Genomic DNA, 16,530 nt, shown 5'->3' with positions numbered 1-16,530 from the left:
GTTGTCTAGTGTTTTAAACTGCGCGTTTTATTTTTTGCTTTGTATTGTCTAATTCTTTCTTTAAAAACTTGGCGGTATAGCTTTTCTTGTCCTTGGCAACTTCCTCAGGTGTACCTTCTGCTACAACATTTCCGCCACCTCTTCCTCCTTCGTATCCAATATCGATGATATGGTCCATCATTTTGATCACATCCATATTATGTTCTATGACCAAAATGGTGTTTCCTTTATCCACTAAGCGGTTCAGTACTTCCATAAGTACTCGGATATCTTCAAAATGCAGGCCTGTGGTCGGTTCGTCAAGAATATAAAAAGTGTTGCCCGTATCTCTTTTGGAAAGCTCTGTGGCCAACTTCACTCTCTGGGCCTCTCCTCCCGAGAGCGTAGTGGATTGCTGCCCTAAAGATATATAACCTAAACCTACATCTTTTATTGTCTTAAGTTTACGATGAATTTTTGGAATATTCTCAAAGAAATCCACAGCTTCGTTGATGGTCATTTCTAACACATCGGCAATGGATTTTCCTTTGTAACGTATCTCCAAGGTTTCCCTGTTGAATCGTTTGCCGTTACAGGTCTCACATTCCACATACACATCGGGCAAAAAATTCATTTCAATGACCTTGAGTCCACCACCTTGACAAGTTTCGCAACGACCGCCTGCCACATTAAAGCTAAATCGCCCTGGTTTATATCCACGTATAGTAGCTTCGGTGGTTTTAGAGAACAATGAGCGAATTTCACTGAAAACACCTGTGTAGGTAGCCGGGTTCGACCTCGGTGTGCGGCCAATAGGAGATTGATTGATGTCTATTACCTTATCGATATGTTCTAGCCCGGTAATCTTTTTGTAGGGCATTGGTTTTTTAACGCCATTAAAATAATGGGCGTTCATAATGGGGTAGAGGGTTTCGTTTATCAATGTAGACTTACCACTGCCGGAAACCCCAGTTACACCGATCAGTTTTCCCAAAGGGAAATCCACGGTCACATTTTTTAAGTTATTGCCAGTGCAGCCAGAGAGTGTGATTTTTTTGCCCGTTCCCTTGCGTCTTTTGTCTGGCACAGGGATTTCCATTTCTCCAGTGATGAACTGCGCGGTTATGGTATGATGATCAATGAGTTCCTTTGGACTTCCTTCGGATATAATCTCTCCACCATGTTTGCCGGCTTTAGGGCCAATATCGATAACATGGTCAGCACATTCGATCATGTCACGGTCGTGCTCTACCACAATAACCGAATTCCCAATATCACGAAGCGATTCGAGGGAATGAATCAATCGTTCATTGTCTCGCTGGTGCAGTCCAATGCTTGGTTCATCCAAAATGTAGAGTACGCCAACCAATTGCGAGCCTATTTGAGTGGCCAATCGGATACGTTGTGCTTCACCACCTGAAAGCGATTTCGAACTTCGATTCAAGGAAAGGTAATCCAAGCCAACATCCAACAAGAAACCGACCCTTGCCTTAATTTCCTTGATAATTTCCTCAGCAATCTTTTTTTGGTTACCCTCCAAGGTGTCTTCCAAATGTTTGAAGAAATTTGCAAGCTCGGCAATATCCATTTGTGCCAGTTCGGCTATGTTCTTTCCGTCTATTTTAAAATAGAGCGACTCTTTTCGTAAGCGGGAGCCTTCACAAGTGGGACAACTTACCTTGTCCATATAATCCTTGGCCCATCGTTTAATGGAAGTAGAATTGGCTTCTTCGTATTGGGTTTTGATGAAGTTGGAAATTCCTTCGTAATCAATCTTGTATTGTCTTTTTACCCCAAGACTCTTTGAATCTACCTCAAAACTTTCCTTGCCGCCGTTCAAAATAACATCCATAGCTTCGGCAGGTATCTTTTCTATTGCATCCGAAAGATCAAAATTGTAGCGTTGCGCAATGGTTTCCAGTTGTTTGAAGGCCCATGACTTTTTGTATTCCCCTAGAGGGGCAAGCCCACCAGATTTGATGGATACTTTCTTGTTCGGGATGATTTTATTCTCGTTGACTTGAAAAACATGCCCTAATCCACTGCATTCGGGACACATTCCTTTTGGAGAGTTAAAGGAAAAAGTGTTAGGCTCTGGAGTGGGGTAGGAGATGCCCGATGATGGACACATTAAATCTCTACTGAAATATCGCGGTACCGATTCCCCTTCTTCCAATACCATAAGCACGTTGTCTCCACTATACATGGCAGTATTGATGGTCTCGCTCAGCCGTTTATGGAAATCTTCGCTATCGCCGACTTTCAAACGGTCGATTACAATCTCAATATCGTGGGTTTTGTATCGGTCGACCTTCATCCCTTTGGTGATGTCCATAATCTCACCATCAACACGAACCTTAACAAACCCTTGCTTTGCAATCTGCTCAAAAAGTTCACGGTAATGTCCTTTACGCGATTTGATAACCGGAGCAAGAACGTTGATTTTTTTATCCTTGTAAGACTCTATGATCAAATCCTTGATTTGTTCATCGCTATAGCTTACCATTTTTTCGCCTGTATTGTAGCTGTAGGCATCCCCAGCCCTTGCAAAAAGAAGACGCAAGAAATCATAGACTTCGGTAATGGTACCTACTGTAGAACGAGGGGATTTCGATGTAGTTTTCTGTTCAATGGCAATAACAGGAGAGAGCCCATCTATTTTATCCACATCAGGGCGCTCCAGCCCGCCCAAGAACTGCCGGGCATAGGCAGAGAAGGTTTCAATATATCTGCGTTGCCCTTCGGCATAAATGGTATCGAACGCTAAGGAGGATTTACCACTTCCCGAAAGTCCTGTGATCACAACAAGTTTTTCACGGGGAATGGTAACATCTATATTTTTCAGGTTATGGACCCTTGCGCCCTTAACCTCAATATGTTCTTCGTAATTAATCATAAATCATAGCAAACCTCAAAAGTAGCGAATTGGGATCTAAAAAGGAAGTGACTCTATCTTTCCTTACAATGAATTAAAAGTGCTAGAAACATCAAATAATCAACCTAACTCCACCCAACTCTTGAAGTGGGTAAGGAAACTTGTCGCTAGGACTCCCGATAAACATAAAATTGATAGGAATTTTCCATTGGTCCGATAACTGTTTTATCAATTTTGGTGTAAACTCACCATGCAATTGGATAAATTCTATTTTGATTTCTGGATACTCCCTATCCAATACATTTAAGTCGGACACAAAACTATCCGTAGCTTGTTCTCCTTCCGGAAATACAGATACGATTTTTAATTTTCTTGTATGCTCATTATTTCGAATGTAGAGCAGTACCTTATTGAGCGCCGCTACATCATCTTTTTTAGTGAAATAGACAAATTCTTGATCGTTGATACGGTCAATAACCCGATTGATGCCGCGGTAGGATTTAACCAAAAAACGATTCACGGGGTCGAGAAAATATCGAATTAAACGCAACAATAGCTTTAAAAGGGCGGTCCTGTTGAGCATTACCAAAACCAATGCAATGGTAGGAATAAAGTATTCCATAAATACGGCAAGGTAATCGGGATTCAATAGAATATTTCCGACCAATGCTGTAATTACGGCAACAATGGCAACCAATAAAGACAACCAGCCCGAACGTTCTGGGCGGGGAAGATTTTTACGTCTTACTTTCAATAAGATGTTGCCGATTCCAAAAAGCGCCATCACCGACAAAAAAGCAATGGTGTACACTCCCGCCAAAGCCTCCAAATTACCTTCGGTAATCAACAAAATCGAGACACAGAGCATAAAGAAAACAATGGCAATGCGATAGGTGCTTCCGTTTTTATTTCGTTTTAAAAGGAAAGGAGGTAAAATCCTGTCCAAAGTAATACGTTCCACTAATCCGGAGACACCAACAAAAGAGGTAAGGACGGCACCACTCAATACCAGTACCGCATCCACGGAAACCAACATTGCTAACCATGAACCGCTGACCTGGTTGCCCATAATGGACAATAAAGCTTCGCTATTGGATTCAATCTCGGGAATAGGCAATACAGCCAATGCCAAAAAGGCAATCAGCGGATTAAAAATGGTAACCACGACCCACATGTTGCGAAGCGTTTTTGGAAAAACCCCTTTTTTTTGTTCCTCCACAAAGTTCGCCGAACTCTCGAAGCCGCTTATCCCCAGCATGGCGGCAGAAAAACCAAAGAACAGGGCCATGGGCAAAGCTCCATGTTTTACGGGTAACGCATTGTTGTTGAAAAATACTTCCCATCCATGTTCTAAAAGATAAAAACCGGCGAAAGATGACAGTAATACCAATGAGGATAAATGGAAAATGAAAATGGCAATCGCCACTTTGGATGATTCCCCGATTCCGATAATCACCAATCCCATAAAAATGGCTAATAGACCAATGGTGGCCAATATCACGGGCAAATGGGGAACAATATTTTTTAAATAGGCCATGGCCTCATTGGCAGAGATTACCGCTGTGGCCATATAGGACAGCAAAGTAAGTGATGCGGCCAAGGATGCCATGCTCTTACTTGTGGTGTTCAGTAGTGCATTATAGGCGCCACCGTTCATTGGAAGCGCTCCAACGACTTCACCATAAATTTTTCGAAATAAAAAGAGAACTACGCCAACAATCAATAATGAAATCCATGCATATTGACCAGCGTGTAGAACGGCCAAAGCGGATACGTACAGGCAAGAAGAACTGATGTCGTTACCACTGATGGAAGTAGAGGCCAACTCCCCGAGTTTTGCTCTTAATTTTTGTGGTTCCATGAATGCTGGTTTATAAAACCATTATCGAAGGTAGGGGAAACATTCAAAAATTCTAAATTTGAGAGCAGAAAATAAATTTAATTATGAAAATATTAGGCATTGGCTCAAGAATAGATCATCCAGATTATGGTAAAGGTGTGGTAACCAACGTATCGTCCAAACACTATTGGGTGACATTTTTGGAAAATGGATTGGAAACCATTGATTTGGATGCAGATTTTGAAGTCATTGAAGCTGTGGAAGATGAAGTGGATAGCGTTAGTTTTTTTGATGTGGAACGTTCCTTGGTGAAAATATTGGAAAAGTGGAGCGATACGCATGAAAAAGTGGCTTTGGCCGATAAGTGGAGAGGAGGTAAATTGGTTTTGGAACCAGGGGACACTACGGCAAATAAAGAAATGCCCATTGACACCTTTTTCCATAAAATTGTGATGGTCCGCGACCGCATCCGTGTGATGGAGCAAAAGATTAATAGTAGCAAGAACCTGGACGATCAAGAAAAAATCGACTTACAACAATATATTACCCGAATTTATGGTAGCTTGACCAGTTTTAATGTACTGTTCAAGACCAAAAGCGACCATTTTGTAGGGGAGAAAAGTAAGCAGTAATCAAACCGCCTCCTTCTTCTCACTTAAATACTTCCAATAGCGTTTTGGTACATGTTGCGTATGTAACTTAGGGTTGATACGCGACGCAATATTGGTACTTTTAAAATAATCGTTCCAAAGGGTTTGGTATTCATATTCCTCCTTAGAGAAGGCATCGCTTTTAACCGTTTTGTTATAGTGGATATCCTTCAAATTCAGGGATACCATCTCTACATGGTTCAAATCGTAATAAATGCCATACTTACGTTTTACATCGTAGATCAACCATTTTTGGTCAGCGTAGCGATCACGAAAATGTTTGGAGATCAACGGTAGAACGTCGAAATCAGGTTCTATGTTGGCAAAGTAGATGTCGTCCTTGGTTAATTGGAACCGAACAAAAGCCTCCATTCGATGTTTTTCCCGGCCCACTTTTCTGGCTAGTTGTGCTATGTAGAGCACTGTACTATCAGAATAGTCCAAATACTTACCATTTTTGGTGCGCATCAATTTTTGGATGTAGGAGTAAAGCATCATTTCCACGCCTTCTGCTTCACTTAAAAAAGCGAAATAGACATTGGAAATCGCATTGTGGCTTTTATTGCGGACACCGTTCCAAACACGTTTGGCTTTTTCCACATGGGTGAAAACTGTCTCTGTATCAGAAAACAATCCGCTTTGGGTTTGATTGTTCTTTTGGATATCGGCTACATTGATTTTTTCATCAAAGGCGACAAATACGGCGGTCAAGAATCCGTTAAAGCTACCGTCATAAACTAAGGTTGTTGAAGCATTCATAGCGCTTGCATTTTTTGTTTTTTAGATATCATTTCGAAGGATCTAATGATCGAGGAATCTAGATTTCTCACATGCGTTCGAAATGACTTACTTGTCAATTGCCTGTACTAATTGAACAAAGGCAATTGTGTACTGTACTGATTCCTAAATTTCCCCGAGGAATTCTGAAGGATCAAACCTTTAATTTTATCCGCATCCAGATCACGGCGTTCCCAATGCCGGGAATCGCAGACCATAAAATATTGGGCACGGTTGAGGGCCACACCAATCTTTTTGAGGTGGTCCCAGTTCAGTTTTCTAAATTTCCTGGCTTTTACAATTTTGTCCACCGACCGCATTCCAATCCCAGGAATTCGGGCCAGTAGTTGTTTGTCCGCCGTATTTACATTCACAGGAAAATGGTGCAGGTTGCGCAAGGCCCAAGATAGCTTTGGGTCTACGTCCATATCCAAATTCGGGTGTTGATTGTTCAGGATTTCTCCAATGGAAAAGCCGTAAAAACGCAATAGCCAATCCGTTTGGTACAATCGGTTTTCGCGCAACATAGGTACCTGGGAACCTATGGCCGGCAAGCGGGAATCATGGGTCACCGGTACATAGCCAGAATAGTATACGCGTTTCATATTGAAGGTTTTATAGTAATAGGTCGCGGAATACATAATATCCTTATCCGATTCTCCCGAAGCTCCCACAATCATCTGTGTGCTTTGCCCTGCAGGGGCATATTTTGGTGTACTTCTAATGATTTTTCGTTCTGATTTGTATCGTACAATTTCATTTTTCACCTTTTCCATGGGTTTAGTAAAGTCCTCGTGCTTTTTGTCCGGTGCCAATAATTTTAATCCAGAGATGGTGGGAACTTCGATATTTACAGAAAGTCGGTCGGCGTACAATCCTGCTTCGTACATTAATTCATCACTGGCCCCAGGAATGGATTTTAAATGGATATAGCCGTTGAAATTTTCTTCTTCGCGCAGTTTTCTGGCAACGGCCACCAAACGTTCCATGGTGTGGTCGGGACTTTTGAAAATCCCGGAACTCAAAAAAAGCCCTTCGATATAATTTCTGCGATAAAAATTGATGGTGAGGTCTACTACTTCCTGCACCTTGAAAGCGGCCCTTGGAACATCATTGGATTTGCGAGTTACGCAATAGGCACAATCAAAGATACAATGGTTGGTCAACAGGATCTTTAACAAGGAAACACATCGGCCATCTGCGGTGTAGCTATGGCATATTCCCATTTTGGAAGCATTTCCCAATCCTTTGGTTTTATTGGTTCGGTCACTGCCACTACTTGCACAAGAGACATCGTATTTGGCAGCATCTGCCAATATGTTCAGTTTTTCTCGTATCCGTTCAAAATTCATAACTTGGAAATATTCCAATCAAAAATATGGAAATAATCCAATAAATGGAAATAATCCATAAAAGTTTTTGGAAATATTCCAAAATAGCTATATTTGAGAATGGATTGTCTGTTTGATTGCTTTCGAGAATAATATGTTGCTAGATGTCTCGACTGCGCTCGACATGACATTATTGAATTGATGATGGAAAATGAAATAACCCTAAAACGATTTACCGATATCCGCAGGGAACTTGGCTACACTCAAACCGAGTTCGCCAAATTACTTGGGGTTAAAAATACCACGGCCGACATAGAGCGGGGGAGAACCAAGCTTTCCGGTAAAGTAGTGGCCGAACTTTTGAAGCAGTTCAAGATCAATCCATTGTGGTTGTTCGGTGAAAGTGATCAAAAGCATTTGGATACTTCCAAAACCAGTGTTATTCCTAAAGTGGTCACTGTTGATAATTCCGATAATGACAACATGGTGATGGTAAATGCCAAAGCTGCGGCGGGTTATCCACAGAATATTTCCGATACGAGTTGGTATAGGCAGTTGCCCGCTTTTGATATGCCCATACCTGAGTTCCGTAATGCGACCTATCGTGGTTTTCAGGTAGAAGGGGATAGTATGTTGCCCAATTTAAGACCCAACGATTGGGTGTTGGCACGTGCCATTGAGCATATAGACCATGTGAGTCCCAATAAAATGTACGTAGTCGTTTTACAAGACTCCGTGATGGTGAAGAAAATAGAGCGTAAGCCCAATTCCAATAACATCACCTTGGTTTCCTTGAATGAAACCTACCCGCCTTACGAAATCAAACCCTTTCAAATTCAAGAGATTTGGGAGGTGAGCAGTAAGTTGACCTTTAATGTTGATGCAACTACCGAAACAGGCCTGTTGAAACAACTTCAGCAGTCCATGGAAGAGTTAAAAAAGCAGATTGCTAGATAGTTTTAAGAGAAGAATTTGTTTTTAATAGCCTTGGCAACTGTATGCGCAGCTGTTGGGTTAAGTCGGAACCATAATTCCGGTTCAAAAATCTCCAATTCGGCCAGAGCCCAATTGCCATCGTTGTCCTTAAAAATATCCACTCGAGCATAAACGGGCAATTCTGGTGCAGCATACACCACACTTTTTGCAAATGCTATTTGCGAAGCGCTCGGCGAATAGTTATGAACAGTTCCACCAAAATCATCCTGTACCCTAAAATCGCCCGGTTTGGCAATTTTTAGTACAGCATGGGTAAACTGTCCGTTAAAAACCATCATGGAAATTTCCCCTTCCGAAACAATATGGTGCTGAAACTCCTGAAGCATCATGGCTTCCTCTTTTATCAAATCTTGAAAAACAGCTTCGTGCTCGGAAACTTTATCATTTTTGATTTTATAGGTATGACGGGCTGCTCCGGAAACACATGGCTTTAAAATGTAGGTGTCCGCAGTAAAACCATGGTTGGACATAGCACTTTGAATCGTTCCTTCAAGGGTGGTTTTGGAACCTTTTTCTATATATACCGTGTTGGGAACATTCACTCCTGCCTTAGATAGGTCTTTAAAATAATGCTTGTCAATATTCCAATAAATAAGCTCTTTGGAATTGATAAACTGTGTTTGTTTTGATGCTTTTTCCAACCATTCCGAGAATTCCGCATAACGGTCAAAATAGTCCCAGGTGGTCCGGAACAAAGCATATTTGGTGGTCGACCAATCAAAATCCGGGTCGTCCCATGCTTTACGAACCACTTTTAACCCTTGATTTTGCAATGCTTCCAAAACCAGTTGGTCTTCTTGCAGTACATTTTGAATGTAGGGTGTCTTTTCTTTTGGGTCCACATACCTGTGGTCCGTCAAAACAACAACGTCAAATTCCATTGAATGCTAATTAATAACCAACCGCGGTATCATCTCCACGTTTATCTGCGCCACCTTCCAATTTTCCGTCGGGCAACACACGAATCGCATCAACCTTTCCAATAATCGGAGTCCTCTCTTCATTGATGATGTACCCTTTGGATTTTAATTCGGCCTTAAGTTCTTCGGAGAAACCTTCCGGTTCAAAAATCACCATGTCGGGCAACCACTGATGGTGAAAACGGGGTGCATTCACAGCTTCTTGCATGCTTAGGTTGAACTCATAAACATTCAGGATGGTCTGCGCAACGGCGGTAATTATGGTAGAACCTCCAGGAGTACCTACAACCATGTACAGTTTCCCGTCTTTTTCTACAATGGTAGGGGTCATGCTGCTCAACATGCGTTTTTCTGGTTCAATACTGTTGGCTTCGGCACCAATTAGGCCAAACATGTTGGGTACACCAGGTTTGGCGCTAAAATCATCCATCTCATTGTTTAAAAAGAAACCAAGCTCATCAGAATACAGTTTGGATCCATAACCACCATTTAACGTGGATGTCACGGAAACGGCATTACCTTCGCTATCCACTATGGAAAAGTGTGTGGTTTGGTCACTTTCAACAATTTCGACTTCACCATGACTAACCTCTGAGGATAAAGTGGCTTTGTCAAAAGAGAAATTGCTCATTCTATCTTGCAAATATTCATCGTCCAAGAGCATATCGTAGGGAATGTCCACAAAATCAGGATCACCTAAATAGAAATTTCTATCAGCATAAGCTCTACGAGATGCTTCGGTAAACAATTGGATGGTTTTTGCTGAGTTATGTCCATATTTGGCAACTTCATAAGGTTCCATCATTTTAAATATCTGGTTGATGGTAACACCTCCGCTGCTGGGTGGGCTCATTGAGATAACTTTGATGCCTTTGTAGTTAAAGACAACGGGGTCTCTCCATACCGCTTCATATTTTTCTAGATCCTCTTCGGTAATCAAACCTCCATTCTCCTGAACAAAAGCGGCTAGTTTCTGGGCAACCTCACCTTTGTAGAAACCATCACGACCTTCTTCCATTATTTTTTGGAGTGTTTTGGCGTAGGCAGGGTACTTTATGGTATCACCTACAACAAAAGCTTGGGCGAATTTGGTGCTGTCACCATTGGCTTCGATAAAACGTTCTCGTGTTCTTTCCAAACGATTGGCCTGGTTTTCGGTTACTACAACACCCTTATTGGCGAGTTGAATAATAGGTTCAATGATATCCTTTAAAGGAAGTTTTCCGAATTTTTTGTGAACCTCCAATACGCCGGCAACTGTACCTGGAACTCCCACTGCAGTACCGCCAGATGTGCTTAAACCTGGGATCACATTGCCCAAGGAATCCAAATACATGTCTTTATGGGCGGCCAAAGGGGCTTTTTCGCGATAATCGATTCCACCGACTTCACCATTGTTTTTGCGGTAGACCATAAAACCACCACCACCAACGCTTCCTGCAAACGGATATGCTACAACAAGGGAAAGTTCCGTAGCTACCATGGCATCAAAAGCGTTTCCGCCTTTTTTCATAATATCCACCGCCAATTGTGATGCTTCTTCACGGGCGGATACTACCATGGCCTTTTCAGCGACCAGTCCAGTAGGTGTTGCTGGTTGTTGCTTACAATTAATAAAAAAGATTAGGGGAAGGAAGAGGAGTACTAGTCTTCGCATAGAGAAATAAATTTTTGGTTGGAAAAGGTAATCAATTCTTCAAAAAATGAAGTGAATTCATTTTCGAATTCAGTATAATTTTCTTCAAGGTCCAAAATGGCATAATTCATTCGAGACTTGTTTTTTGTCCGTCGGTTCATGCCATTGAGAACACGTTCAATCCCAGCTAAATTGGCATAGTTGAGCAGCCAATTGTCCGCAATCATGTAGGGCATCATTCGTTTGGTGGCCATGGGAAGGATATCGTAATTGTCTTCCAATAAATCATAGAACTTTTCTACAAAGGTATCCAAAGGCACATCTGAATAACTGCTCCAGTTTTTGGCCAAAAAATGGTCGTAATAAATATCAACGATTACTCGACTATAATGATGGTAATTTTTATGAAGGCGCTTACTGCTTTTTCTGGCAGTTGGGTGTGCATCTGTGAAGGTGTCGATTTCCCGGTGCAGCAAAATGCCTTTCTGAATTTTTTCTGGTAAATGTTTGTACTTGTTGCCACGAATATGATCGGCAAAGAAATTACCCAATGTTATTTCATCGTCACCAAAAGATAAATAGATATGCGCTAAGAAGTTCATCGGGGCAAATTCCTTTTCTGTCGAAATTTACAAATTCAAAACATGGAATCGAATAAGCCCAACTATATTTGCAAAAACTTTTTTAACAATTATGACACTAATCAAATCAATTTCCGGAATACGAGGTACCATTGGTGGCCAAACAAATGATAACCTAACACCTGTAGATGCAGTAAAATTTGCTGCAGCTTATGGTACTTGGTTAAAATCGTACTCGGAAAAGGATGAATTAAAAGTCGTAATTGGTCGTGATGCCCGTTTATCTGGTGAAATGATCCAAAATTTGGTCGTCTCCACTTTGGTCGGACTTGGGATTGATGTAATCGATTTAGACTTGTCGACCACACCTACAGTAGAGATAGCGGTTCCTTTGGAAAAAGCCGATGGTGGAATTATCTTGACTGCAAGTCATAACCCCAAACAATGGAACGCCCTTAAATTACTGAATGAAAAGGGGGAGTTTTTGGATGCGGAACAAGGGGCAAAAATCTTGGCTTTGGCCGAAAAAGAGGATTTCGAATTTGCCGAGGTAGATGACTTGGGAGAAATCATTAAAAATGATTCTTATATCGACATCCATATTGATGAAGTTTTGGAGCTACCCTTGGTCGATGCCGATACCATTAAAAAAGCAGGTTTTAAAGTTGTTGTTGATGGTGTAAACTCCACAGGGGGTATTGCCATCCCCAAGTTGCTTGAAGAATTGGGTGTGGAAGTGGTAAAGCTCTATTGCGACCCAACAGGACACTTCCCGCACAATCCAGAGCCATTGAAAGAGCATTTGGGGGATATCTGTAAGAAAGTAGTTGAAGAAAAGGCCGATTTTGGTATTGTGGTTGACCCCGACGTGGACCGTTTAGCATTCATAAGCAACGATGGTGAAATGTTCGGTGAAGAATATACATTAGTGGCCTGTGCCGATTATGTACTGTCCAAAACCAAAGGAAATACGGTTTCCAACCTATCTTCTTCCAGAGCTTTACGAGATGTAACCGAAAAACATGGTGGAACGTATGAAGCCGCCGCAGTAGGAGAGGTGAACGTGGTGACCAAAATGAAAGACAATAACGCCATTATAGGAGGTGAAGGTAACGGCGGAATCATCTATCCCGAAAGTCATTATGGACGTGACGCCTTAGTTGGTACTGCTTTGTTCTTAATGTTGATGGCTGAGCGAGGAGGAACGGTTGCTGAGCTGCGCGCTAGTTATCCAAGCTACTTTATGAGCAAAAAGAAGATCGAGTTGACACCGGACTTGGATGTGGATGCGCTCTTGGAAGCTATGCACAACAAATACAAAGATGAAGAGGTGTCCACGATCGATGGGGTAAAGATTGACTTTCCAGAGAACTGGGTACACTTAAGAAAATCCAACACGGAGCCGATTATCCGAATCTATACCGAGGCAAAATCACAAGATGAAGCCGATGGTTTGGCCGATAGAATTATCAGTGAAATAAAGGAAGTGGCAGGAATCTAAGAATTCGCTGCTTTTGTGGTTTTTTGTTGAAACTCTTTGGGCACTTTGTCTTTGTGCTTCCAACGTTTGTGGGTCCAAAAGTAATATTCTGGAGCTTCGCGAATAGACTTCTCCGTTTCCCGCAAAAAGGCATCGGTTATTTTGTAATCGGGAACAATAGTAGGGTCATCAAAAAGAACTTCAAATGTACTTTGGTAATATCCACGCTTCAGTTTTTTAACTTTAAGATAGATAGGTACAAAGTTGTTCGTTTTACAGATTTCTTCACCACCTACATGCGCTGGAACTGTAACCCCCATAAATTCGGTCCAATACTTAGCTCTGCTAACCATGGGCGATTGGTCGCTGATGATGCCCACCATGGTCAATTTTTTACTTTCGTTTGCGGCTTTAAGGATTTTTCTTGATTCTCTAGTGGATATAAGCTCGGTATTGTATTTGCCACGTATGCTCCTCACTAATTTATCAAAATACTTGTTCTCTATTTTTTGATAAATACCATAACCCTTGGACTTGATCTGAAGGTTAAGGGATAAAACCCATTCCCAACTGGCGTAATGGGGAAGCATTAGCATGGTATTGATGCCTTTGTCCTCCAAGTCAATGATCAACTCAATATTGGTTACGGTAAATCGCTCTTGAATTTCTTTTTTGCTCATCCCCATAGTCTTCATCATCTCCAAGAAAATATCACACATGTGCCGGAAGAATTTCTTCTCGATCAACAGTCGTTCTTTCTCAGATTTTTCTGGAAAAACAAGGGCAAGGTTGTTTCGCACCACTTTTTTTCGATAGCCAATTACATGGTACAATAGCACATAAACACCATCAGAAATAAAATAAATGACTTTAAAGGGAAGTCTGGAAATCAACCAGAGCAATGGATAAACAAGGATATAAACTACCAGCTGCATAGACTATTCTTGTGTGCAAATATAGCTATATTTGAACCCAAACCTTTATTTACATGCTCAATTTACATATCGCTACCATTGCCATTATGGCCGCCAATGTTTTGGTTTCCCTACGTGGGTTTAATAGCACTGCATTTTTTGATAGATACAAGTTCAGTATCAACGCCGTACAAGCGGGTCAGCGGGAAAGAATGGTAACATCTGGTTTTTTGCACGTGGATATTTCCCATTTGTTCCTGAACATGTTTACCCTCTACTTTTTTGCTCCAGTTGTGATTGGGTGGTTCGGACCTATAAAATTTGTCATTATTTACTTGGTCAGTTTGATTGCTGGGAGCCTTTTGGCACTTTTCTTTCATAAAAACGAGCCTTTTTACAGTGCTGTCGGTGCCAGTGGGGCGGTAATGGGTGTTTTGTACGCTGCTATTTTGTTGAATCCAGATATGCAATTGGGTATTATGTTTATCCCGATTCCGCTACCGGCGTATGTGTTGGGTATTGCTTATTTGCTGTATTCTATTTGGGGAATGAAGAGCAGACATGGAAATATTGGACATACCGCGCATTTTGGTGGTGCCATTGGTGGTTATGCAACCACATTATTGTTTATGCCGGACCTTTTTGTAACGGATACCTTGATTGTTGTACTGCTTGCTATTCCAATCATTGTACTTTTTGTGTTGGATAAAATGGGCAAAATATAGCGCAACAAAAAAGGCCTTGAAACATTCAAAACCTTTTTTCTTCATCAAAAAAATATTTTTTGTTTAGCTCTTCCCAAGGATTTCCGCTACTTTTTCTTCCAATGCAGGACCTCTTAGGTCTTTTGCTACGATAACTCCATTCTCATCCAATAAGAATGCTGCTGGTATCGCATTGATGTTATATAAACGTGCAATGGGATCTTGAAAACGCTGTAAGTTGGAAATATGGTTCCAAACCAATTCGTCAGATTCAATGGCTTGGGTCCAATGCTCTGCTTTATTATCCAAAGAAACGCCCAACACATCAAAACCTTTATCGTGGTACTTTTTATAAACTGATACGATGTTCGGGTTCTCCTCACGACATGGTCTGCACCAAGCAGCCCAAAAGTCTACTAGTGTGAGTTTGGCATTGCTGGTAACATCGCTCAATGCAAGTACGCTGCCTGTTGGGGTAGGCGCGGAAAAATCTGGAGCTGTGGCCCCAACTTCCGTTGATTTTAAGCTTTCTAACTGTTCGGCAATCTTTTTCCCTGGTTCCGTAGCTTTCATTTCTGGTGAAAGCCCATCAAACATGGTTTGTATTTCTTCAACAGGTGCACCTTTGGTAGCCAATAGGTTTCCAATGATCAATACGGAAACCAATGCATTAGGGTTTTCCTTTGCATAGTTCATGTTATAATTCCTTGCATCTTCCTGGAACTCTATGAACTCCTCTCTCAAGGCTGCAACAGTGGCCGTGTCTCTTTCTTGTGCTGCCATTCTCATATCGTCTTGCATGGACCTGGCACGTTCGGATAATTTACGGGACTCTGCCAAAAAGCCCATGAACAGTTCGTTCTGCTCGGTACCTTTTATTTCGGCATAACCTATACTGTCTTTTTGAAACTCTACCTCCATAGCAGCATTTTCGACAATAATTGGGGCGTTTCCCCGCAATTTGTCAACAAAAATGTAGTGCATCTTAGGCTCCAACTGGTTTCCGGTAAAGCTGAACAATCCGTTCTCAACAGTGGCTGTGTCAACATCTATCAATTGATTGATGGAATCTGTTGTTTTTAAGAATATTTGTGTTCCATTTTCGGGCTCCCCGCTAATGGTACCGCTAATAGTAAATCCTTTAGGTTCGGAATTACAGGCAGTTAAGAAAAGAACCCCTAAGGATAGTACAAATAGTTTTTTCATTTTAAAATGTTTAGGCCGCTAAGGTATTCAATAGTTATCGCATAAAAAAACCCTTGGCTTTTCTTGGGCCAAGGGTCGATTATAAAGTTTTCTTAATTAAAACTGGTAACGGATACCAAGAGCGATGTCAAAATCAAAATCATTGTCAAAACCGTCGTAACCGATCAAACCGATTTCTGGTCTAAAATCCAATGACAGTAAAAGTGGAATGTCGAAATCGTACTCTACACCAATGTCTCCGGCCGCAAAAACGAACAATCCGTCGTTGTCGTCGTTAAAGTCCGGATCTGGATAATCGAAATCAACGCTACCCAATCCACCACCAACACCATAGTACCAGTTAAAGTTTCCATCCAAAGGACGGACCCACTGGTATACTCCGGTCAACTTAAAGGCATCAAAGTTATTGCTGTCTCTCCAGCCAAGGTCGAACTCGGCACGGTTGTATTGGCCTATAGATTTTTGATAAGAAATCTCAGCTCCAAAACCGTCGCTGTCGCCCAAACGCAATCCTAAGGCATGTTCAGAAATGTTCTGAGCGCTTAAGCTCGCTGTTGCAAAAAAAATAATAACTGAAAATAATGTGGTAATCTTCATGATAGTCTCGTTAAGTTAAAAATTAGAGATAGTTTTGTATTAGA

At 41.5% G+C, this 16,530-nt stretch carries 14 protein-coding genes; 4 read left to right on the top strand and 10 right to left on the bottom strand.

The window, feature by feature from the left end; all coding sequences use genetic code 11:
- Window positions 1-13: 13 nt before the first annotated feature.
- On the bottom strand, window positions 14-2,875 hold the full coding sequence (gene uvrA, locus PY091_RS01200) for an excinuclease ABC subunit UvrA (RefSeq protein ID WP_275647927.1): 2,862 nt from the start codon (window positions 2,873-2,875) through the stop codon (window positions 14-16).
- A gap of 91 nt (window positions 2,876-2,966) precedes the next feature.
- On the bottom strand, window positions 2,967-4,715 hold the full coding sequence (locus tag PY091_RS01195) for an APC family permease (protein ID WP_275647926.1): 1,749 nt from the start codon (window positions 4,713-4,715) through the stop codon (window positions 2,967-2,969).
- Window positions 4,716-4,798: 83 nt separating this feature from the next.
- Here PY091_RS01195 and PY091_RS01190 point away from each other — a divergent pair, with 83 nt between their 5' ends.
- Window positions 4,799-5,326, top strand: a complete 528-nt coding sequence (locus tag PY091_RS01190) for a hypothetical protein (protein WP_275647925.1) — start codon at window positions 4,799-4,801, stop codon at window positions 5,324-5,326.
- Here PY091_RS01190 and PY091_RS01185 read toward each other — a convergent pair whose 3' ends face one another.
- The gene (locus tag PY091_RS01185; protein ID WP_275647924.1) at window positions 5,327-6,103 is read right to left on the bottom strand and encodes a TIGR03915 family putative DNA repair protein; all 777 of its coding nucleotides are present in this window, start codon (window positions 6,101-6,103) and stop codon (window positions 5,327-5,329) included. It abuts the gene before it with no gap.
- 107 nt (window positions 6,104-6,210) lie between these two features.
- On the bottom strand, window positions 6,211-7,473 hold the full coding sequence (locus tag PY091_RS01180; protein ID WP_275647923.1) for a putative DNA modification/repair radical SAM protein: 1,263 nt from the start codon (window positions 7,471-7,473) through the stop codon (window positions 6,211-6,213).
- A 183-nt stretch (window positions 7,474-7,656) separates the two neighbouring features.
- On the opposite strand from PY091_RS01180, the gene PY091_RS01175 reads away from it, so the two are divergent.
- Complete coding sequence (locus tag PY091_RS01175; RefSeq protein WP_275648758.1) at window positions 7,657-8,409, top strand: XRE family transcriptional regulator; 753 nt, start codon at window positions 7,657-7,659, stop codon at window positions 8,407-8,409.
- A 2-nt stretch (window positions 8,410-8,411) separates the two neighbouring features.
- Here PY091_RS01175 and PY091_RS01170 read toward each other — a convergent pair whose 3' ends face one another.
- Genes PY091_RS01170 through PY091_RS01160 form a run of 3 tightly spaced genes read right to left on the bottom strand, consistent with a single transcriptional unit; the run spans window position 8,412 to window position 11,606 of the window.
- On the bottom strand, window positions 8,412-9,329 hold the full coding sequence (locus PY091_RS01170) for an ATP-grasp domain-containing protein (RefSeq protein ID WP_275647922.1): 918 nt from the start codon (window positions 9,327-9,329) through the stop codon (window positions 8,412-8,414).
- A 10-nt stretch (window positions 9,330-9,339) separates the two neighbouring features.
- Window positions 9,340-11,025: a gamma-glutamyltransferase gene (gene ggt, locus PY091_RS01165; protein WP_275647921.1), complete on the bottom strand. Its 1,686-nt coding sequence runs from the start codon at window positions 11,023-11,025 to the stop codon at window positions 9,340-9,342.
- Entirely contained in the window at window positions 11,013-11,606 is a 594-nt protein-coding gene (locus tag PY091_RS01160; protein WP_275647920.1) for an acyl carrier protein phosphodiesterase, read from the bottom strand. Before PY091_RS01160 ends, ggt begins: the two co-directional genes overlap by 13 nt.
- Before the next feature lie 91 nt (window positions 11,607-11,697).
- Here PY091_RS01160 and glmM point away from each other — a divergent pair, with 91 nt between their 5' ends.
- Window positions 11,698-13,086, top strand: coding sequence for a phosphoglucosamine mutase (glmM, locus tag PY091_RS01155; protein ID WP_275647919.1), 1,389 nt, complete (start codon window positions 11,698-11,700; stop codon window positions 13,084-13,086).
- Here the strand turns inward: glmM and PY091_RS01150 are convergent.
- Complete coding sequence (locus tag PY091_RS01150) at window positions 13,083-14,000, bottom strand: lysophospholipid acyltransferase family protein (RefSeq protein ID WP_275647918.1); 918 nt, start codon at window positions 13,998-14,000, stop codon at window positions 13,083-13,085. The two genes, glmM and PY091_RS01150, sit on opposite strands and share 4 nt — an antisense overlap.
- A 53-nt stretch (window positions 14,001-14,053) precedes the next feature.
- Here PY091_RS01150 and PY091_RS01145 point away from each other — a divergent pair, with 53 nt between their 5' ends.
- The gene (locus tag PY091_RS01145) at window positions 14,054-14,704 is read left to right on the top strand and encodes a rhomboid family intramembrane serine protease (RefSeq protein WP_275647917.1); all 651 of its coding nucleotides are present in this window, start codon (window positions 14,054-14,056) and stop codon (window positions 14,702-14,704) included.
- Window positions 14,705-14,767: 63 nt separating this feature from the next.
- Here the strand turns inward: PY091_RS01145 and PY091_RS01140 are convergent, their stop codons facing one another.
- Both PY091_RS01140 and PY091_RS01135 read right to left on the bottom strand, forming a co-directional pair.
- On the bottom strand, window positions 14,768-15,889 hold the full coding sequence (locus PY091_RS01140) for a TlpA disulfide reductase family protein (protein WP_275647916.1): 1,122 nt from the start codon (window positions 15,887-15,889) through the stop codon (window positions 14,768-14,770).
- 96 nt (window positions 15,890-15,985) lie between these two features.
- On the bottom strand, window positions 15,986-16,486 hold the full coding sequence (locus tag PY091_RS01135; protein WP_275647915.1) for a hypothetical protein: 501 nt from the start codon (window positions 16,484-16,486) through the stop codon (window positions 15,986-15,988).
- Window positions 16,487-16,530: the final 44 nt, after the last annotated feature.

The organism is Flagellimonas okinawensis, from assembly GCF_029194005.1.
GTDB lineage: Bacteria > Bacteroidota > Bacteroidia > Flavobacteriales > Flavobacteriaceae > Flagellimonas > Flagellimonas okinawensis.
The sequence above is the reverse complement of the archived record's forward strand: the minus strand, read 5'-3'. Positions and strand labels throughout refer to the sequence as shown.

Bases quoted from the DNA above. Each gene is read 5' to 3' on its own strand.
- PY091_RS01170 (WP_275647922.1), bottom strand. From the start codon at position 9,329: ATGGAATTTGACGTTGTTGTTTTGACGGACCACAGGTATGTGGACCCA.
- PY091_RS01195 (WP_275647926.1), bottom strand. From the start codon at position 4,715: ATGGAACCACAAAAATTAAGAGCAAAACTCGGGGAGTTGGCCTCTACT.
- PY091_RS01135 (WP_275647915.1), bottom strand. From the start codon at position 16,486: ATGAAGATTACCACATTATTTTCAGTTATTATTTTTTTTGCAACAGCG.
- PY091_RS01190 (WP_275647925.1), top strand. From the start codon at position 4,799: ATGAAAATATTAGGCATTGGCTCAAGAATAGATCATCCAGATTATGGT.
- glmM (WP_275647919.1), top strand. From the start codon at position 11,698: ATGACACTAATCAAATCAATTTCCGGAATACGAGGTACCATTGGTGGC.
- uvrA (WP_275647927.1), bottom strand. From the start codon at position 2,875: ATGATTAATTACGAAGAACATATTGAGGTTAAGGGCGCAAGGGTCCAT.
- PY091_RS01145 (WP_275647917.1), top strand. From the start codon at position 14,054: ATGCTCAATTTACATATCGCTACCATTGCCATTATGGCCGCCAATGTT.
- ggt (WP_275647921.1), bottom strand. From the start codon at position 11,025: ATGCGAAGACTAGTACTCCTCTTCCTTCCCCTAATCTTTTTTATTAAT.
- PY091_RS01150 (WP_275647918.1), bottom strand. From the start codon at position 14,000: ATGCAGCTGGTAGTTTATATCCTTGTTTATCCATTGCTCTGGTTGATT.
- PY091_RS01175 (WP_275648758.1), top strand. From the start codon at position 7,657: ATGGAAAATGAAATAACCCTAAAACGATTTACCGATATCCGCAGGGAA.
- PY091_RS01140 (WP_275647916.1), bottom strand. From the start codon at position 15,889: ATGAAAAAACTATTTGTACTATCCTTAGGGGTTCTTTTCTTAACTGCC.
- PY091_RS01180 (WP_275647923.1), bottom strand. From the start codon at position 7,473: ATGAATTTTGAACGGATACGAGAAAAACTGAACATATTGGCAGATGCT.
- PY091_RS01185 (WP_275647924.1), bottom strand. From the start codon at position 6,103: ATGAATGCTTCAACAACCTTAGTTTATGACGGTAGCTTTAACGGATTC.
- PY091_RS01160 (WP_275647920.1), bottom strand. From the start codon at position 11,606: ATGAACTTCTTAGCGCATATCTATTTATCTTTTGGTGACGATGAAATA.